Below are 17,272 nucleotides of genomic sequence, written 5' to 3'. Positions count from 1 at the left end.
ACCGACTACGGAACAGAGCCCGGTGAACGGTGTAACTCCCGAGCTGGAAGCGACAGTTGATGACTGACGTGATGGGTGACATCGAGGCCGGGGAGGCCGCCGTGGACGCGACGAACGCTGTGGATGACGGGCTGGTCGCCGAGCTGGTGACGCGGGCCCGGGCCGATGGGGTGAAGCTCACCGGGGAGGGCGGTCTGCTGGCCGAGCTGACCCGGCGGGTCCTGGAGTCCGCGCTGGAGGGCGAGCTCACCGATCACCTGGGCCACGAGCCCGGCGAGCGGGCCGAGGGCGGGCGGGAGAACTACCGCAACGGCCACCGGTCCAAGACGGTGACCACCGAGGCCGGGCCAGTCCAGATCGCGGTCCCGCGAGACCGGGCAGGCACGTTCGAGCCGCAGCTGGTCAAGAAGCGGCAGCGGAGGCTGGGCGGGGTGGACGAGATGGTCCTCTCGCTGTCCGCGAAGGGCCTGACGCACGGGGAGATCTCCGCACACCTGGCCGAGGTGTACGGCACCGAGATCTCCAAGTCCACGATCTCCACGATCACCGACAGCGTGATGGCCGGCATGACTGAATGGCAGAACCGGCCGCTGGACCGCGTCTACCCGGTCGTCTTCATCGACTGCGTGAACGTGAAGGTCAGGGACGGGCAGGTCGCCAACCGGCCCGTCTACATAGCCCTGGCCGTGACCGCCGAGGGACACCGCGACATCCTCGGCCTGTGGGCCGGCGACGGAGGCGAGGGCGCGAAGTACTGGCTACAGGTCCTCACCGAAATCAAGAACCGCGGCGCGGACGACGTCCTGATGCTGGTCTGCGACGGCCTGACCGGACTCCCAGACGCGGTGAACACCGTCTGGCCTGCAACGATCGTCCAGACCTGTGTGGTTCACCTGCTCCGCAACAGCTTCCGATACGCGGCCCGCCAGGACCGGGAGAAGATCGCCAAGGCGCTCAAGCCCGTCTACACCGCACCCACCGAGGACGCAGCCCTCGAACGCTTCATGGAGTTCAGTGAGACCTGGGGCAAGAAGTACCCGGCGGTCGTGCGGCTCTGGGAATCGGCGTGGGCGGAGTTCGTCCCCTTCCTCCAGTTCGACGTGGAGATCCGCAAGATCGTGTGCACGACCAACGCGATCGAGAGCGTCAACGCCCGGATCCGCAAGGCCGTCCGGGCCCGCGGGCACTTCCCGAACGACCAGGCCGCCCTCAAATGCGTGTACTTGGCCGTCATGAGCCTGGATCCCACCGGCGCCGGGCGTAAACGCTGGACCATGCGATGGAAGGCCGCACTCCAAGCCTTCGACATGGCATTCGACGGCCGGCTCACCGCCGGACGCCGCTAGAAATCAACCGACCGAGTTCCACCGTTTGCTACACAGACCCGCCCGCGTCGGCGTAGTTCAGGGATCCGGGTGCGGCCTCGACGAGGGGGAGGGCGGCAGCGGGCGGCCAGCCGCTGGGAGAGCGCAGTCCCGGGCGCGCCCATAGCTCACCCCTGCCCTGTGGAGCTATTTGGGCACGCGGGGTGCACCGGTGGTGCGCCGGTGGGGTGTGTTCATCTGATCTGACTACTGGCGTGCGGCGGCCAACTCCGGGTGGCCATAGGCGTTTGTGGGGAGGTTGGTGGTGAGGACCTTGAAGGCGATTCATGGGCAGCGCTGAGGCTCGATCCGATCGGGGTGTCAGGGCTGCGGGCACGCTGCAGAGCAGAGCTCGCCTCGTATCTCTGCGAGGCGGTGAGGTGATCGGCTGTGGACAGCCATGGCCTCACAACGTGGGGCCGGGCCGTTTCACGGCGCTTGAACGCCCGGTGCGGGTCCTCTTCATCCGCAACGACGAAGGGAACGAGTCTGATGGCAGACATCACCAAGATCTCCGCGTACATCTACACCGCCGATGTGGCTAACGCCGACACCGACGCGACGGTCTACCTGTGCATCGGTGGCCGGGAGTTCAACCTCGACACCGACAGCGACGACTTCGAGGTCGGAGCGCAGTACACCTACGTTCTCGGGGAGGGGGCGAACGTCAAGAACGCCGCGTACAACGACCCGCGTAAGCCGCAGCTCGACACCGACGACCTGGACCGCTACCCGGTCTACATCCGCTTCGTCTCGGCGGGAACGGACCCCGCCTGGTATCTGGAGCGGGCCATCGTGACGGTGAACCCGGACTCGGCCACTCCGCACCGGTTCGACAACCCGCGGATGGTCGGAACCGGTGAGAACCACCGGATCTGGCTGTGGAAGGAAGGCGGCGAGAAGCTGTACCTCAAGAGGTACGACGGCTGACCGCCAGACCGCAAGGGTGGCCGGAACCAACGCAACTGGCTCCGGCCACCCGCATTTTATCCAGGAACTGGTTCCCTGAGTGGTTCATTCCGCCGTCGACACCGCAGGGCATGCGCAGTTCACCACGGCTCATGCAGCATCACCGCCTCGGCGCCGGCGGCCGTCGATCTGCCGGACCGCCAACTGGTCGAAGGACAGCGCCACCACGGCTGAACTCCTTCACCTTCATCACTGTTTGCTCACCTACAGCTACTCTAAGTTGTGCGTCGAAAGTTCTCCGGCTGATCCGTGGAGGCACACATGGAGGACGAAGCAGCCGACTATGTGGAAGAAATCCTTGATGTCTTGGCGGTGTGTCCCGACCGGACGGTCGTGGAGCACGGGTCGCGTCGCCTGACCGCAACAGCGTTGCGCACACTCGTCCACGCACTCGCGCGGACCTTGGCCGACGAGGGGGTGCGCGACGGGCAGACGGTCACGCTATTGAGCGGCAATCTGCCGGAGGTCCTGGCCGCGCGCTACGCGGCCAACTTGCTTGGCTGTCGGGTCGCCCACCTCTACCAGGGCCTGTCGGCCGGGCCGGCAGCAGCACCTCGACCTGCAGGGCGTGACCATCAACGAGCCGCCCTACCACTCCTTCGTCGTCTACGGCGACGAGCAGACGTTCGGCATGCGGGTCGACAACTACAAGCAGGTCGGCTCCTGGTACTGGCAGACCGACGGAATCGAGCTCTACCGCGGCAGCACCATGAAGAACACGTTCTTCAGCGCCAACGACGACGCGCTGAAGATGTACCACAGCGACGTCACCATCGATAACACCGTCATCTGGAAGAACGAGAACGGCCCCGTCATCCAGTGGGGCTGGACTCCGCGCTCCATCGACAACGTCCGCGTCTCCAACACGCACGTCATCCACAACCGGATGTACTGGAAGGACGTCAAGTACAACACCTGCATCCTCAACTCCTCCTCGCACTGGGAGGACATGGGCTCGACCACCAAGGCCGACCCGGCCACGTGGGTGAAGAACATGACCTTCGAGAACATCACCGTCGAGGGCATGTCCAACTGCGCGATCCGCGTCTTCGCCCTCTCCAGCACCGAAAACATCCACGTCAAGAACCTCAAGATCGACGCCTGGAGCCAGCTCGACCCTTCCTCCCAGGTCAGCCTGCTCAAGCGGTACACGAACTCCGCCGGGCAGAAGGTGACACTCGGCAACGAGACCCGTGACAGCCGCGGGCTGAAGCTGGAGAACTACACCGTCGGCGGCACCGTGATCGACAAGGCCGGCACCAACTGGGGCGCGGACAAGCTCGGCCGTCTCGGCTTCGACGCCGAGAACTGGGACAACTGGAACGCCTGGGGACCCGGCGGCAACAATCCCGGCCCCGGCCCTGTCACCGGCAAGAAAATCGTCAACGGCGCCACCGGCAAGTGCGTCGACCGCGCCGGAGCCGGCACCGCCAACGGCACCGTGATCCAGCAGTGTGCGTGCGCCGACGTGCCGCCCATGGCCTGGGTCCTGGACGGCCAGCAGCTCAAGTCCGGCGGCAAGTGCCTGGACGTCGAAGGCGGCTACACCGCCAACGGCACCAAGGCCCACCTGTGGACTGCGGCACCTGGGACAGCCAGAAGTGGGCCTTCCAGGCCGACGGCACCCTGAAAACCCTCAAGTCCGGCCGCTGCCTGGACATCACCGCCCAGAGCACCGCTGACGCCGCCCGCCTGCACCTGTGGGACTGCGGCACCTGGAACAGCCAGAAGTGGACCCTCACGGCCTGACCCTCCGAGGCGGCCGCCGGCGCACCGAACCGGCCGGCGGCCGCCCCCACTGAGCACCACCGAGAAAGGGGCACCATCGTGGAAACACCCCCCAGATTTCAGGCCCCGGTCCTGGGCCTGTTCCGGATCGTGCTCGGCCTGCTGTTCGCCTGCCACGGAGGAGCAACGCTCTTCGGCGTCCTCGGCGGCCCCCACGGCAAGCCCCCCCACCACCACCAGGCGCCCCGCCCCGCAGCCGTGAAGAACGCCTCGCCAATCACTCCGCGTTCGTCACCGTCCGCACCCCCGCCATCGACACCCTCGCCACCCTCGCCACCACCGTGCTCACCCTGATGATCCTCGGCCGCCATCAACAGACAACCGCCCGGCCCAGCCTGATCGTCACCGGCCCCGCCGCAGCCGGTAAGAGAACCGCCCTGCTCCCTGTCGGGCGAACCTGCCACCTCGCCCACACCCGCAGAAACCCCGCACCGCCCGGATCAGCACACCCCGCCGTGCCCGTCGCCTGCCACACTCCTCGACACGACGCCCGCTCGCGCACTGGCGCGCAGGGCGTGGCGGGCCGCCAGGCGGGCGACCAGATACGGGTGCCAGAACAGGCGGACCGAGAGGCGGAGTAGCCGGCGGCGCAGTGCGGTGTTGTCGGCCGTGGCGGGGTGCGCAGGGAGACCAGGGGGCCGTCTGCGGCTTGGTGGAGCTGGGCGACGGCGTCGGCCACCAGGTCGGGGTGCGGGAGCTGGAGGCGACGGTCGACGGTGAAGGAGGACCGTCGCTGCCCGGCCTCCTCTCCCGGGAGAACCGGAAGAGCGGGGCGTCCGTTTGAACAGGTGGCGTTGTCCGGGACTCGTATGACTTCTCAAGCTGCGCGGCGTGGCGGAAGGGTGGATGCCTGCCGGTCGGCACGATGAGTGAGCACTGGCTCGAGTTCCGTGGCGTCCACAGCTGCAGAGACCCCGACGAGCCTTCCTGTCATGTCGCGGTGCGGCGTGCGAAAGAGCGGAGATGCGGGTGGCGGTCAGTCGTCGAACGGTTTTGCGGCGCGGGGCTCAGGCGACGGCCCTGGCCGGCGCCGGGCTGCTCGCGGGAGGTGTGGCGCGCAGCGCGTACGCCGCGGATGAGCCGGGAGCGGGACGCCCACCGGTGTCGGCGTGGCGGGACCTGGAACGGGTGCTGAGCGCTGGGGCGGGGCTGTACCGGCCGGGAGAAGCCGCTTATGAGCGCATGGTGCTGCCGGACAACCGGCGCTACGCGGGCGTGCGACCGGCCGGGATCGTGGCGTGTGCGACGGAGGGTGACGTGCGTGCGGCGCTGGGCTGGACCGGTGATCACGGGATGCCGTTCGCGCCGCGGTCGGGCGGCCACAACTACGCCGGCTACTCCACCACCACCGGCCTGCTGATCAGCCTGCGCCGCATGAACGGCGTGAGCCCCAGCGGCCACCGGCTGGTGCTGGGAGGCGGCGCCACCAACTCCGACGTCTCGAACACCCGGGCGGCCCACCTCTACTTCCCCGGCGGACGCTGCCCCGGTGTGGGTGTGGCCGGGCTGACGCTGGGCGGAGGGCTGGGCTTCAACGACCGCAAGTGGGGCATGACCTGCGACCGGCTGCTGGAGACCCGCCTGGTCTTGGCCGACGGCTCCCTGGTGCGCGCCAGCGCTGAGGAGAACGCGGATCTGTTCTGGGCCTGCCGCGGCGGAGCCGGCGGCAACTTCGGCATCAACACCGGCTTCACCTTCGACGCCGTCGACGTCCGCGCGCAGCGCGCCACCGTCTTTGATCTGACCTTCCCCGCCCGGCGCGGCGTGGAGGTCATGGACGCCGTCCAGGAGATCCTCACCGCCGACGACCGCAACGACTTCGACGTGCGGATCGGCTTCAAGAACGACGGCACCGGCAAGGCTCCCGTCCTGTGGATGCTCGGCCAGCGGCTGGGCGACGAGGATCGGCTGCGCCGTACACTCGCCCCCGTGCTGTGTCTGCGGCCGGACAAGGAGTTCGTCCAGGAACGGCACTTCTGGGACGCCCAGGACTACCTCATGGAACGCCCCGGCACCCCGGCCGCCAGCGCCTCGAAGTCCCTCGTCCCCGGCCAGTGGCTGAAGCCCCACATGGTGGAGGACATCGTCGACTGGGTCACCCGCTGGCAGCCCGGCCGCACCGGCAACGCCGGCTACGTCACCCTGTTCGCTATGGGCGGCGCCAGCACCCAGCCCTCCCCGCACGAGACCGCCTACCCCCACCGCAACGCCACCTTCGTCATCGACATCGGCAGCCACTGGGCCCCCCACACACCCGGCGACACCGTGAACCACCTCCTGGCGCAGCTGCGCACCATGCACCACACCCTGCGCCGCGCGTTCGGAACGTCGGCGGCCTACGTCAACTTCCCCGACCCCGACCTGCCCCACTGGCAGCACGCCTACTACCAGGGCAACTACGAGCGCCTGGTCACCGTCAAAGACCGCTACGACCCCACCGGCCTGTTTCGCTACGGCCAGAGCATCTCCCTGGCCACCCCCGGCCGCCCAACAGCGGCCGGTGCCAAAGAGCCCCGTCCGTGACCGCGCCCCCTCACGCCGTTCGGTGTGCGCTGGACCATCTGTCTCAGGGAAACTCCTGCTCTTGCTGGCGGGAACACCCCACGTGCAGTGCATGCGGCCGCGGCGGGGCCCGGCATGGTCGGTCGCCGGGATGGCAGGCGGGACGGGAAGTAGAGGTCCATGCGGGCCGACCAGGCGCCGCGGACGGTTCGTTCAAGAGAAGCAGGCGGTCTATTCATGGCAGGCATAGGTCGGCGCAGTGTACTCAAAGCCTTTCCCGCAGCGATCGCTGCCTCCGGGGCGGCCGGCGCGGAGGCCGGCGCCGTGGTGTTGCCGAAGGCGGCACCGGGACGCAGCGGAGACTCTTTTCCACAGCCCAGTGTGCGCCGCTCACGGCGGGGCGTGCTGTCGACTGAACTGGACGTCCGCTTCACCCACTTGGAGATCCCAGGGCTCCCGCCGATCCGCACACGGACCTATGAGGGCTCGGTCCCGGGACCGACGCTGCGGCTGCGGCCGGGGGAGCGGATCGAGCTGACCCAGACCAACGGACTGCCGCCCGATGAGGGTCATGGGGGCGAACAATCCAACGTTCCCCATGCTTTCAACACCTTCAATCTGCACACCCACGGTATGCACGTGGATCCCAGCGGTATCGCCGACAACGTCCTGCGTGTCTTTTCCCCCCTGCTTCCCGGCGCGGCCTGGATGATCCGGTATACCGCAGCGTTATCGACGTGCCCCGCAACCACCCGGACGGGACGTTCTGGTACCACCCCCACCATCACGGCTCCAGTGCGACACAGCTCGCCGGAGGAATGGCCGGCGTCATCATCGTCGAGGGGGAGACCGACCAGGTGCCGCAGATCGCCGCCGCACGTGACGTGGTCGTCTGCATCAACGAACTCAAACTCGTCACAAGGCACGCGGGCGGCCTGGAAGTTCCCGACCTCACCACCGAGACCACCTTCAGCAAAGCCACCGCCGCGTTCCTGGTCAACGGAGCCCTGGGCCCGAAAATCACTGCGGCTCCGGGGGAGGTGCAACGCTGGCGCCTGGTGAACGCCAGCGGATTCACCGCCCTCGCCCTCACCCTGAACCGTCATCCGCTGCACGAGATCGCGCGCGACGGGATCACCTTCACGAAACCCGCCCCGCAAGACGTGATCCACCTGCCGATGGGCGGCCGCGCCGATGTCCTGGTGCAAGCCCGCACAGAGGGCACCTACCGGCTCCAAGCCGGCAATATCACGCTGTTGACGATGGAAGTGACGGGCAGATCCGCACCCCGTCCGATGGGACTGCCCACGGCCCTCCCGGGACGACCGACGACGCTGCGCCCGCCGGACCGCAAACGCAGTCTGATCTTCCGCAGCTACGACAACGTCCTGCCTGGCGCCTTCCCCAACGCTTACCGGATCCTGGGAACCGGAGAGACCCCTCACGCCAAACCGTCAGCCGGGATCCGAGACACCCGCTGGGGACGGTTCGACCCCCACGTCATCAACCACACGCTGCGCCTGGGCGATGTAGAGGAGTGGACACTCACCAACCCTTCCGGCTCGCACTCCAATCACCCCTTCCATCTGCACACCAACCACTTCCTGGTGATGTCGATCAACAAACGGCCCCTGAGCCCCCCGGTCTGGCACGACACCATCAGCATTCCCCAGGACGGCGAAGTGGTCCTGAGAGTGCCTTACGAGGATTTCACCGGCACCACCGTCCTGCACTGCCACCAACTACAGCACGAGGATCAGGGAATGATGCAAGTCATCCAGTACATCCGGTGAAACTCCGCCTCCCCGGCGAATCCGAGTGCGCCCCATGAAAGGGCCTGGCCTGACCGTTCCAACCGGGGGCACTGACGCTACGGCGCGACGGAACCGCACGAACAGGAAGACGGAGAAGGACGCGGCCTTCCCGAACACGCCCCACGCGCGCATGTAGCGGCCGTGGCACTCCATCAGCAGCCAGGCCCGTGCGCGCACGTACCCTTCCGGACCGCACCACGTCATCGCTGCGATCACATACACGTCCGGGGCTTCGCGTTGATCCGGATCCAGCTCCTCGATCTCGGCAGGAACAACATCGGCGGTAGCAAAGGAAGTCCTCGTTGAACAGGCCGAGCACGACGGCCTTGTGCAGGCCGGTGTTCTTGCCGCCGACGTAGCGCGGGCAGCGCACGACCGTGCCCGCCGCCAGAGCGTCCTGGGAGGTGGTGGCGGTGGCGACGGTCATGGCTTGCCACGGAAGCGGCCAGCTGCACCACCATTTCGCCTCGGCGCACTCCCTGCCGTGCCAGGGTCGGCAGTCCTTCGTACGGCCGACGAAGGTGGATGCTCCAGGACCGCGCGGTTGCGGCCGTCCTCGGTCAGTCGGCGGTAGAGCGGTCCGGCAGGACCGTACAGGGACGTCTGCTCGTTGAGTGCCATCGAGACGTACTCCAGGCGCAGCATGTCGGCGGTGGCATGCGGGTGGTGGGCGCGCAGCCGTTCTTCGTGGCGGTCGTGGGAGGCGCAGACGCCGGAGAGCGGGCACATGGAGCAGCACGACTTCTTGATGGGCTCCCACAGAAAGACGAGCTGGTAGGCCTCTACGGCGGCCCGGTGTCAGGTGCCGAGTTGTTTCAAGAGCAGGTAGGCGGTCTGGACGAAGCGGTTGCGGGGGTGGGGGCCGGTGTTGGTGAGGGCGGCGAGGGCGGTGCCGGCCTGGGGGCAGAAGCCGATGAACGCGGTGAAGCCGCGGGTGGCGCCGGAGTGGAAGAGGAAGGTCCGGCCGCCTACCTCGCGCAGGTTCCAGGCCAGGCAGAGGTGGTCATGTGAGCGTGGGACACGAAGGCGGGGCTGTTGGACGGTGTGCAGCGCTGTGGCCAGGGGGGTGCTGGTGGGGGCGAGGTGGGCTTGGAGGTAGCGCAGGAGGTCGGGGCCGGTGGAGCGCAGGGCGCCGGCGGCTGGGAGGGCGGGGATGGTGAAGGGCGGCAGGGACTTCTTTCGGCGGTGGCCGGTGGCCTGGTGGGTGGGAGCGGGGGCGCACGTGGTGGAAGGGAGGCCGAGAGGGCGGCAGACGTGTTCGGTGAGGAGCGTGGGGTAGTCCGTTCCGGTGGCTTGGGCCAGCGTGTGGCCCAGCAGGCCCATGCCGTAGTTGGAGTAGGTCAGGCGGCTGCCGGGGTGGCGGCGGGTGCGGGTGCGCCCCAGGGCGTGGTGGAAGTGCTCGGTGCGGTAGTGGGCGTAGGGGTTGGTGAAGTACGTGGGCAGGGCGCGGGTGAGCAGTCCGGGGGGCAGTCTGGGCAGGCCGGAGGTGTGGGTGGCCAGGTGCAGCAGGGTGATACGGGTGCCTGCCGGTGATCGGGGCCGGTGGGCGGGCGGCAGGTGGGTGTCGATGGGATCGTGCAGGCCAAGACGGTTCAGCGCGGCGAGTTCGGCCAGTAGCAGAGCGGTGAACGTCTTGGTGACAGAGCCGATCTCGTAGGCGGTCTCCGGTGTGTTGGGCAGGCCGCCGTGGGAGAGGCGGCCATGGCAGTACACGTGGTGAGTTCCCTCACGGGCGACCGCGAGGGTCACGGCGCTCGCGCCCGGAGCGGCCCGGACCAGGCTCGTGAGGTCTGGGGTGGGGCTCATGCTGCGATGTTGGCTGAGCCGAGCATGCGGGCCAGTGTGATGGTGCCCGCGATGACGGCGACGACCGCGGTGTGCTCGTTGTCCTTGAACGCCGCATGCTCATCGGCCGGGACGGGGCCGTTGTCGCGGGGGGTGAGTCCGTCGGGATGCTGCACGGCCGCCAGTTGTTGCCAGGGTTCGCTGCCGCAGACGGGGTCACCGATGCAGGCGTCGACGGCGAGGAGTTCACCGACGAGGTCGTACTGGCCCACTTCCAGCCAGATGTCGACCCACACCGGGAGCCATTGCCTGAGGTAGTCGGCCATGGGGGCGGGCAGGTGGTCGGGGCGGGCGCCCCAGTCGGTGAGGTGGAAGACGGTGTGGGTGATGTCGTAGCCGGTGCTCCAGTCCACCGCCCACGGCTCGGGTGTGGCGCCCAGCCAGGTCGCGGCCGCGAGCGCCGGCCAGTCGGGTTCATGGCCCACGCCGATGGCACGGCGGGCGTTGGCCACCGCGAGCCGCCGGCTGGGAACGACCTCCACAGCGTCGGGAGCGCGCCAGCTCGCGTAGTCGGCCAGGAGGTCGTCCAGGAGGCGGTGGCGCAGGCCGGCTCGGGTGAAGTGGGCGTACAGCTCCAGTGGATCGGTCAGGGTGAGGTGACGCAGCTGGCGTTCGTAGAGCAGGTTGCCGTCCTGCAACTGGTGCCAGCAGGAGTCGATGAGGGAGCGCGCGGCCTGGGTGTCGTGGGAGCCGGCGACACCGTCTCGCAGTACGAGGGAGGCGGCCAGGGCGGCTTCACCGAGTGGCTTGTAGGCGCTGTTGGGGTCGGTGAGGTCGGCTGATGTGTCGGGTGGGAGGTGTCCGTCGCCCAGTTGGTGGGCGGTGTGGAGCCAGTTCAGTGCCTTGGAAGACCAGCTCTGGACGGTGCCGAGGTGTTCGGTGGCGGTGACGGTCATCGATCCTCCGGGTGCGCGTGCAGCAGGCGTTCGGCCACAGCCAGGTCCAGGCGGGTGCGGGCGCTGCCGTCGCCGACCTGCCTCAGGCGGGCCAGGAGGGGTGCGATCTCCAGCGGCACCGACATGTGGGTGTAGTGCAGCCAGGCGAGCCAGCGGGTCAGTCGGGCGGCGGTGCGGTGATCGCGGCGCAGCATGGCCCGAACGGCTCCGCGGGCCAGGGCCAGGGGATGCGCGCGCACCGCCTGGTGGAGGGGGCTGTCGAAACCTGGCAGGGCCAGCGGGGCCAGCCGGGCCACCGCCGACGCCCGCTGCCGCCATCCGCCGGCGTCGGCGTCAGGTGTGCGGGCCGGTGGTGGCGGCTCGGGCGGGACGGTGGCGGCTTGTCCGGCTTCGGCAGAGCCGATGTGGGCGGACAAGGCCCGGGCGGCCCAGTCGTGCCAGGCGGTCACCAGATCGCACTCCGGCTGGGGCGGGAAAAGCTGGTACGCCTCGGCCACGGCCAACGCCGCGTCGTCCCCGGGCACAGACGCCCCGACCAGGTGCGGCGCGAAAAGGTCCGCGCCCAGCACCCGTACCGCGGCGAGCTCGGCCCTGGACAGTGGCCAGGACAGGGCACCGGTGCCCCCGCCGTCCCGAAGGGCGTCGAGGGCACGGCCTGCCATCCGCTCAACCGCCGCGCCGTACTCGGCGCGCACTGTCGCATCGGTGACTGACATTTGTTGAGAAACTCTCCTGTCACGGCGGGAATCAGCGGAGCGGGGGTGCGGACAGGCTCAGCGCCGCTTCTCCTTCGTCTCCTTCGGCTCGTTCGGGCTGAGCACGAGGAGGGTGAGGAGGGCCGCGGGCGGGCAGAAGGTCGGCGCGTCGCTGACCAGCGCCTCCCCCTCCTCAAGCAGGGCGGTCACAGCGGCCTGTTCGGCCGGGGAAGCGACCGGCGCGAGGGCCGGGAGCAGAGCAGTAAGCATCAGATGTCTCCTTGTGGGTCGGACAGCACCAGGAACGGCACCGTGCGCGCATTCGCGAACACCGGACAACAGTCACATTCACGTCAGTCAAGGAAGCGAAGCACACGGCCCCACGGCACGGGCTTCACTCCGCAGCGGGACGTCCTTGTCGGCCTTCTGCCAGTTGGAGGGCACGGCGACGAAGTGGTGGGCGCCAGCCGGCCTTGTACGACAACCGCTCCAGCCCCCGCTGAAAGCAACCCTCCAGCCAACGCTTCAGACGTCTCTCGGTGCAACCCACTCCGCTGCGGCTTGCCCAGTCCTCAGCGGGTGGCCGGGGAGCCTCGCCGGCCCCGTCCGCTGCGGTGGCCGGGAAGAGCACGGCGGCGACTCCGGGCTCCGAGGCGGTGCCGGACACCGGCACCGCCTCAGCTTGCGGAGTCGGCAAGCCGCCGTCCGGGGCGGGTGGCCTGACCCTTGAAGAGACGGCCCTTTTCGCATGGCTACCAGGCGGGGGACATCTGTGGTGAACGGCGTCTGGCGTTCCGGTCCGAGGACGAATCTGCAATCCGGAGGAAACGTTCCGGGAGTGAAGCGGCGCAGCCGGACGGGTGAAGGAAAGCGCGCGGTTCTGCGGACGAAGTTTTCGGGCGCTACAACGCTGCTGTGAACCTGAGCATGCTGCATGCGTTCCCCGCGATCGCCCTCGCCTCCCTCGCGCTCCTGCCCCAAACAGCGGCCACGCCAGCGGTGGCCGCAGACGCGACACCGAGGCCGGATCCGGTGATCTTCGTCCACGGCTGGAACAGCGACGGCTCGACCTGGAACACCATGGCCGCCCGCTTCCGCTCCGACGGCTGGCCGGCTGACCGCCTCCACCAGTGGAGCTACCCCACCGCCCAGTCCAACGCCACGTCCGCCTCCGAGCTGGCCGAGGAGATCGACCGGGTACTGGCGGCCACCGGTGCCGCCAAGGTCGATCTCGTCACCCACTCCATGGGCGGCCTCTCTTCCCGCTACTACCTCAAAAACCTCGGCGGAGACCGCAAGGTCGATGCGTGGGTATCGTTGGCGGGCCCCAACCACGGCACCGACACCGCGTACTGGTGCGGTGGAGCGTCCTGCAGCGAGATGCGACCCGGTTCCACCTTTCTCCAAGATCTCAACGCCGGTGACGAGACCCCAGGTACCACCCGCTACGCCACCTGGTGGTCGGCGTGCGACAGCATCATCAACCCCGACAGCACCGTGGCTCTCACCGGTGCCGTGAACAACCAGACCGCCTGCCTCCAGCACAGCGCCTTCCCGACCGACGCCGCGGTCTACAAGGAGGTGAAGCGCTACGTCGCATCAGGTGACAGGTAAGCAGCGACAAAAGCGCAGTCCGGGATGGCTGCGCGTGGCAACCGCACCGCGGCCACGGCGGCTCCTCCGAGTACACCTCACGCCGCCACCAGGAAACGCACCCCAATCGCACATGGGTGCCCCACTCACAGCCGGAACAGGGGCTGCCACCGGTCGGTGCCAGCCCCCACCGCGCATCGCACACCCTCCGCCGCCGAGTCGTCAGCTCTCTGCCTGCGGTCAACCGGCACGGGCACTCCCCCCACACACGCTCCTCCCCAGGCGCCATACGCTGACACTCAGGGGGCGAGGGGGGAGCCGGTGTTGCCGGGCCCCCGGCCGCGCTCGCCTGCATGCCCCGCCGTCCCCCGCCTCACACCCAGGCCAGGACAAGGCGGAACGCCTTATGTCGCCCCCTCAGCGGAGCAAGCTAGAAGGCGCCCAGGGTGCGGCTTGGGTGTGACGGAGGTGTCCCCCCGACCCAGTGAGGTACCTCATGCGCACCACCCGCTTAGCCGCCGCAACCCTGCTCGCCGGAGCTCTCACCCTGAGCGGCGGCATGGCCGCCCACGCCTCCGACCTGGCCCCGGCCATCGCCCCCACCCGCCCTACTGTGCGGTGAGGAGACGGACGCGATCGCCGCGGTCCTCGACGTCGTTGTTGGCATCATCTCGTCTGAGCTGTGTGGCGGCGACCTGTAAGAGCTCCTAACGGAATGCGGCTTGTAGTCGACGCCAGCAGATCAGCGATCAGGCGAGCTTGAGGAACGCCTCGTGGATGTCGTCGCGGATCTCCCAGCGGATACGCAGACGGCCGAACCAATGCAGCAGCGCGATCGTCTGCTCGACCACCCACCGCTTGGTGCCCAGGCCGGAGCCATGCTCGGTGCCGCGACGGGCGATCACGGGCTTGATCCCCTTCGCCAGACCTGGCGGCGGTAGCAGTCGTGGTCGTACCCACGGTCCGCGTACACCTCCTTCGGTCGCTGTCGGGGCCTGCCGCGTTTGCCGCGGACCGGTGGGATCGCCTCCAGCAGTGGCATGAGCTGGGTGATGTCGTTACGGTTCCCGCCGGTCAGCGTCACCGCAAACGGGATGCCGGTGGCATCGCAGATTACGTGGTGCTTGGAGCCCGGCCGGCCCCGGTCGACCGGGCTCCTGCCCGACTTGGGCCGCCCTTGAGCGCCCGGATGTGGGAGCTGTCGATCACCGCCCTCGACAGATCCAGCCGGTCGGCGGCCCGCAGCTCGGCCAGCAGCACCTCGTGCAGGCGTTGCCAGACACCGGCGTTTTTCCAGTCCCGCAGGCGCCGCCAGCAGGTCATCCCCGAGCCGAAACCCAGCTCGGCAGGCAGCCACTCCCAGCGGATGCCGGTGTAGAGCACGAACAAGATGCCGCACAGCACCTTGCGGTCATCCAGCGCCTTGCGGCCCGTGTACCGGTGTCGGCGCTGCCGGACCGGCAGCAGCGGCTCGATCCGCTCCCACAACTTGTCATCGATCAACCACGGTTGGGGATCACGCCTCCTCATACCCGAGCAACCGAGCCACCCAGCCAGAGGTCACCGCCCAACCTCATTCCGTTAGGAGCTCTTAGGGACACTTGGTGGGGCCCGCTTCGCCGAGACGATGTGCTGCTCAGGGTGCCTAACTGCGTGTAGGACAAACGACGCGCGGATCGCGCTGGAGATCCTCCAGGACCCTGACCAAGTCGGCTAATCGGGGAGCAGTTGAGGTGGAGGAGCAGCGCAAGCTGAAGGACGCGTGGAACCGGCTCGTGAAGGCAGCCGGACCATGGCGAGGTGAGCCCGAGTACGTGTGGCGCCCGGCGGAGGCCACCTTCAGGTGAACCCGCGCGTCCAGACGCCAGGAATGCCGTCTGGGTGGATACCGCAACAGGAGTGCCTGCTGATCAGCCAGCAGCAATCCGAAGAAAGGGCCCCCCTGTGCCCGTGCCGTCCACGATCGACCACCACGCCAGGAACTACAGCCTGCCGCACGCCTACAGCATGGTTCAGGCGGCCGCGCTGGCCTACAAGGACGAGGCCACCATCGACCGCCAAGCGCGGGAGTGGGGCTTTGACCGGGTGCGCCACCACCACACCCAGTTCACGCCGCCCTTCCCGCTGGAAGACACCCAGGCGTACACGATCGCCAGCGAAAACATGATCATCACCGGGTTCCGCGGCACGGAACCCGCCCAGATCCGCGACTGGCTGTCCGACGCCACCACCCCGCCCTGGCCGGGGCCCGCCAAGACCGGCTACATCCACTACGGCTTCGGACAGGCCCTGGACTCCATCTTCCCCACCGTCCGCGACGCCCTGTCCGAACTACGCGACAACGACCAGAGCGTCTTCTTCACCGGCCACAGCCTCGGCGGCGCGCTGGCGATGCTCGCGGGCTGCCGCATGTATCTGGAAGAGCCGCGCCTGCAGGCCGACGGCATCTACACCTTCGGTCAGCCCCGCACCTGCGACCGGCTCCTGGCCGCAGCCTGCAACAAGGGCTTCAAAGACCGGGTACACCGCTTCGTCAACAACAACGACATCGTCCCCCAGCTCCCGCCCGAGCCCGCCTACACCCACGTCGAGACCCTGCGCTACATCGACTCGCACGGCAAGATCCGTACCTCCATGCCCCTGCTCGGCGCCGTCACCGACCGCGTCATGGGCGCAACCGCCGACCTGCTCGCCCCCGCCAGCGACGCACTGCGCGATCACCCCATCAAGCAGTACGTGCACGCCCTGGAGAAGAACCTCACCTGAACAGCAGCGGCAACGACGCGCCGCAAGGCCCTCGGACACCACATTGACCTGCCCAGTCATGTCGTACCGGATAGGGCGCCCAGTTGTCCCCGGCGGCAGCGCCTACCGGCCTCCGGCCGGAACTGGTACGGGCGGGAAATGACCGAGGCGGAGGCATCCAGGGCCGCCGCCTGCGACCTTGCCGCCGCGCCCATGGCTGCCGCACCAGCTCCTGTCCACCGCGGCAGCGGTGGACAGGACCGGCAGCAAAGCGCAACGCGCTCGAAGCCGGTGATCACAACCCTCGAGAAATCGGCCGGATTCAAGATGGTGACGGCGCAGACGGGCTGCCTCAGCCAGCGGTTTCACCGCACGCCTTGGCTTGGCAGGCCCATGCCAAGCCCTGACGCTACCCGGCACGGCGGGCAGGGCGGAGGCCCCACGGTGAGTGGGCGGCAGTCGGGTCGAGGCGCCTGGCGGCATCGCATGCGGGGCGGCGACGCATGCGGGGCAGGCCGGAAGCCGGTGTCATCTCACCGTGCGAGCGGTACCGGCGAACAGCGCCCGCCGGCCCGACCGGGCACCCGAAACACCTACGCCGCGTCGATCACCCCGCGCCGACCGCGCGCCCCAGCGCCGGCGCAACTATCACAGACGGCTGCGACCTCCGACCTGGTGGTCCACCCGCAAACCGGCCTGCGGCCACTCGTACAACGACACACCGATACCAGTTCGACGCGCCGGGGAAGACCACACGATGAGCGGGGAGATCGCCTGAGCAGGTTTGGCCAATCCAGGAGCGGCGGATTGGAAGAACGTGGTTCCAACCGCACCCCAACCGAGGCTGGAGCGACGACAGCGCTCGCTTAACCTGCTGACCGGCTCGACGAACGTCTTCTTGTGGCAGGAGGTACGGTCGCAGAAGAACCGCCGCACCCGCAGTCGGACCTGCAGCTCCTTCCCTGTCAGTGGACGTTCGGCCAGGCCGCGTTCGTGTGACGAGTGCACGCGGCGGGCAGGAGCACGGCAGCCGGGACAGCGCGGGGCCGGGCCACATGCCG

General features: G+C 68.6%; 16 protein-coding genes and 4 pseudogenes. 13 read left to right on the top strand and 7 right to left on the bottom strand.

The window, feature by feature from the left end:
• The first annotated feature begins 59 nt into the window (after positions 1-59).
• The 10 genes and pseudogenes from J7E93_RS33915 (at position 60) to J7E93_RS33885 (ending at position 8,416) form a co-directional block, all read left to right on the top strand.
• Entirely contained in the window at positions 60-1,346 is a 1,287-nt protein-coding gene (locus J7E93_RS33915; protein ID WP_215073884.1) for an IS256 family transposase, read from the top strand.
• A gap of 510 nt (positions 1,347-1,856) precedes the next feature.
• Positions 1,857-2,294, top strand: a complete 438-nt coding sequence (locus J7E93_RS33910; protein ID WP_215073883.1) for a hypothetical protein — start codon at positions 1,857-1,859, stop codon at positions 2,292-2,294.
• A 300-nt stretch (positions 2,295-2,594) separates the two neighbouring features.
• A pseudogene (locus J7E93_RS37915) lies at positions 2,595-2,858 on the top strand (AMP-binding protein); the annotation flags it as partial.
• Positions 2,859-2,901: 43 nt separating this feature from the next.
• On the top strand, positions 2,902-3,963 hold the full coding sequence (locus tag J7E93_RS33900) for a family 49 glycosyl hydrolase (protein WP_215073882.1): 1,062 nt from the start codon (positions 2,902-2,904) through the stop codon (positions 3,961-3,963).
• Positions 3,906-4,082: an RICIN domain-containing protein gene (locus J7E93_RS33895; protein ID WP_215073881.1), complete on the top strand. Its 177-nt coding sequence runs from the start codon at positions 3,906-3,908 to the stop codon at positions 4,080-4,082. Before J7E93_RS33900 ends, J7E93_RS33895 begins: the two co-directional genes overlap by 58 nt.
• A gap of 78 nt (positions 4,083-4,160) precedes the next feature.
• Positions 4,161-4,283: pseudogene (locus J7E93_RS37600) on the top strand (DoxX family protein); the annotation flags it as partial.
• Positions 4,232-4,588, top strand: a pseudogene (locus J7E93_RS37595) (hypothetical protein); the annotation flags it as partial. The pseudogenes J7E93_RS37600 and J7E93_RS37595, both read left to right, overlap by 52 nt.
• Positions 4,589-4,770: 182 nt before the next feature.
• A complete protein-coding gene (locus J7E93_RS37910; RefSeq protein WP_285440984.1) occupies positions 4,771-4,905 on the top strand; it encodes a hypothetical protein in 135 nt (44 codons plus the stop codon).
• A 398-nt stretch (positions 4,906-5,303) separates the two neighbouring features.
• Entirely contained in the window at positions 5,304-6,644 is a 1,341-nt protein-coding gene (locus J7E93_RS33890; protein ID WP_215073880.1) for an FAD-binding oxidoreductase, read from the top strand.
• A 716-nt stretch (positions 6,645-7,360) separates the two neighbouring features.
• A complete protein-coding gene (locus J7E93_RS33885) occupies positions 7,361-8,416 on the top strand; it encodes a multicopper oxidase family protein (protein WP_215073879.1) in 1,056 nt (351 codons plus the stop codon).
• 444 nt (positions 8,417-8,860) lie between these two features.
• Here J7E93_RS33885 and J7E93_RS33880 read toward each other — a convergent pair whose 3' ends face one another.
• From J7E93_RS33880 to J7E93_RS33860, 5 genes are all read right to left on the bottom strand, one after another.
• Positions 8,861-9,166: a hypothetical protein gene (locus J7E93_RS33880; RefSeq protein WP_215073878.1), complete on the bottom strand. Its 306-nt coding sequence runs from the start codon at positions 9,164-9,166 to the stop codon at positions 8,861-8,863.
• 69 nt (positions 9,167-9,235) lie between these two features.
• The gene (locus tag J7E93_RS33875) at positions 9,236-10,243 is read right to left on the bottom strand and encodes a serine hydrolase (protein WP_215073877.1); all 1,008 of its coding nucleotides are present in this window, start codon (positions 10,241-10,243) and stop codon (positions 9,236-9,238) included.
• Entirely contained in the window at positions 10,240-11,178 is a 939-nt protein-coding gene (locus tag J7E93_RS33870; RefSeq protein WP_215073876.1) for a hypothetical protein, read from the bottom strand. Before J7E93_RS33870 ends, J7E93_RS33875 begins: the two co-directional genes overlap by 4 nt.
• Entirely contained in the window at positions 11,175-11,894 is a 720-nt protein-coding gene (locus J7E93_RS33865) for a hypothetical protein (RefSeq protein WP_215073875.1), read from the bottom strand. The genes J7E93_RS33870 and J7E93_RS33865 overlap by 4 nt, the downstream gene beginning before the upstream one ends.
• A gap of 57 nt (positions 11,895-11,951) precedes the next feature.
• A complete protein-coding gene (locus tag J7E93_RS33860; protein ID WP_215073874.1) occupies positions 11,952-12,143 on the bottom strand; it encodes a hypothetical protein in 192 nt (63 codons plus the stop codon).
• A gap of 645 nt (positions 12,144-12,788) precedes the next feature.
• On the opposite strand from J7E93_RS33860, the gene J7E93_RS33855 reads away from it, so the two are divergent.
• The gene (locus tag J7E93_RS33855) at positions 12,789-13,487 is read left to right on the top strand and encodes a triacylglycerol lipase (RefSeq protein WP_215073873.1); all 699 of its coding nucleotides are present in this window, start codon (positions 12,789-12,791) and stop codon (positions 13,485-13,487) included.
• A 475-nt stretch (positions 13,488-13,962) separates the two neighbouring features.
• A complete protein-coding gene (locus tag J7E93_RS37905) occupies positions 13,963-14,088 on the top strand; it encodes a hypothetical protein (RefSeq protein ID WP_285440983.1) in 126 nt (41 codons plus the stop codon).
• 127 nt (positions 14,089-14,215) lie between these two features.
• Here J7E93_RS37905 and J7E93_RS33850 read toward each other — a convergent pair.
• Positions 14,216-14,996 (bottom strand): annotated as a pseudogene (locus J7E93_RS33850) (IS5 family transposase).
• A gap of 414 nt (positions 14,997-15,410) precedes the next feature.
• Between J7E93_RS33850 and J7E93_RS33845 the strand changes: the two are divergent.
• Positions 15,411-16,232 carry a lipase family protein gene (locus tag J7E93_RS33845; protein WP_308368878.1) on the top strand — a complete coding sequence of 274 codons (822 nt, stop codon included), beginning with the start codon at positions 15,411-15,413 and terminating at the stop codon, positions 16,230-16,232.
• A gap of 627 nt (positions 16,233-16,859) precedes the next feature.
• On the opposite strand, the gene J7E93_RS38460 is transcribed toward J7E93_RS33845, so the two are convergent.
• The coding region (locus J7E93_RS38460; protein WP_215073872.1) for a transposase family protein at positions 16,860-17,272 on the bottom strand (413 nt) is incomplete at its 5' end.

The organism is Streptomyces sp. ISL-36, from assembly GCF_018614205.1.
Lineage (GTDB): Bacteria > Actinomycetota > Actinomycetes > Streptomycetales > Streptomycetaceae > Streptomyces.
The sequence above is the reverse complement of the archived record's forward strand: the minus strand, read 5'-3'. Positions and strand labels throughout refer to the sequence as shown.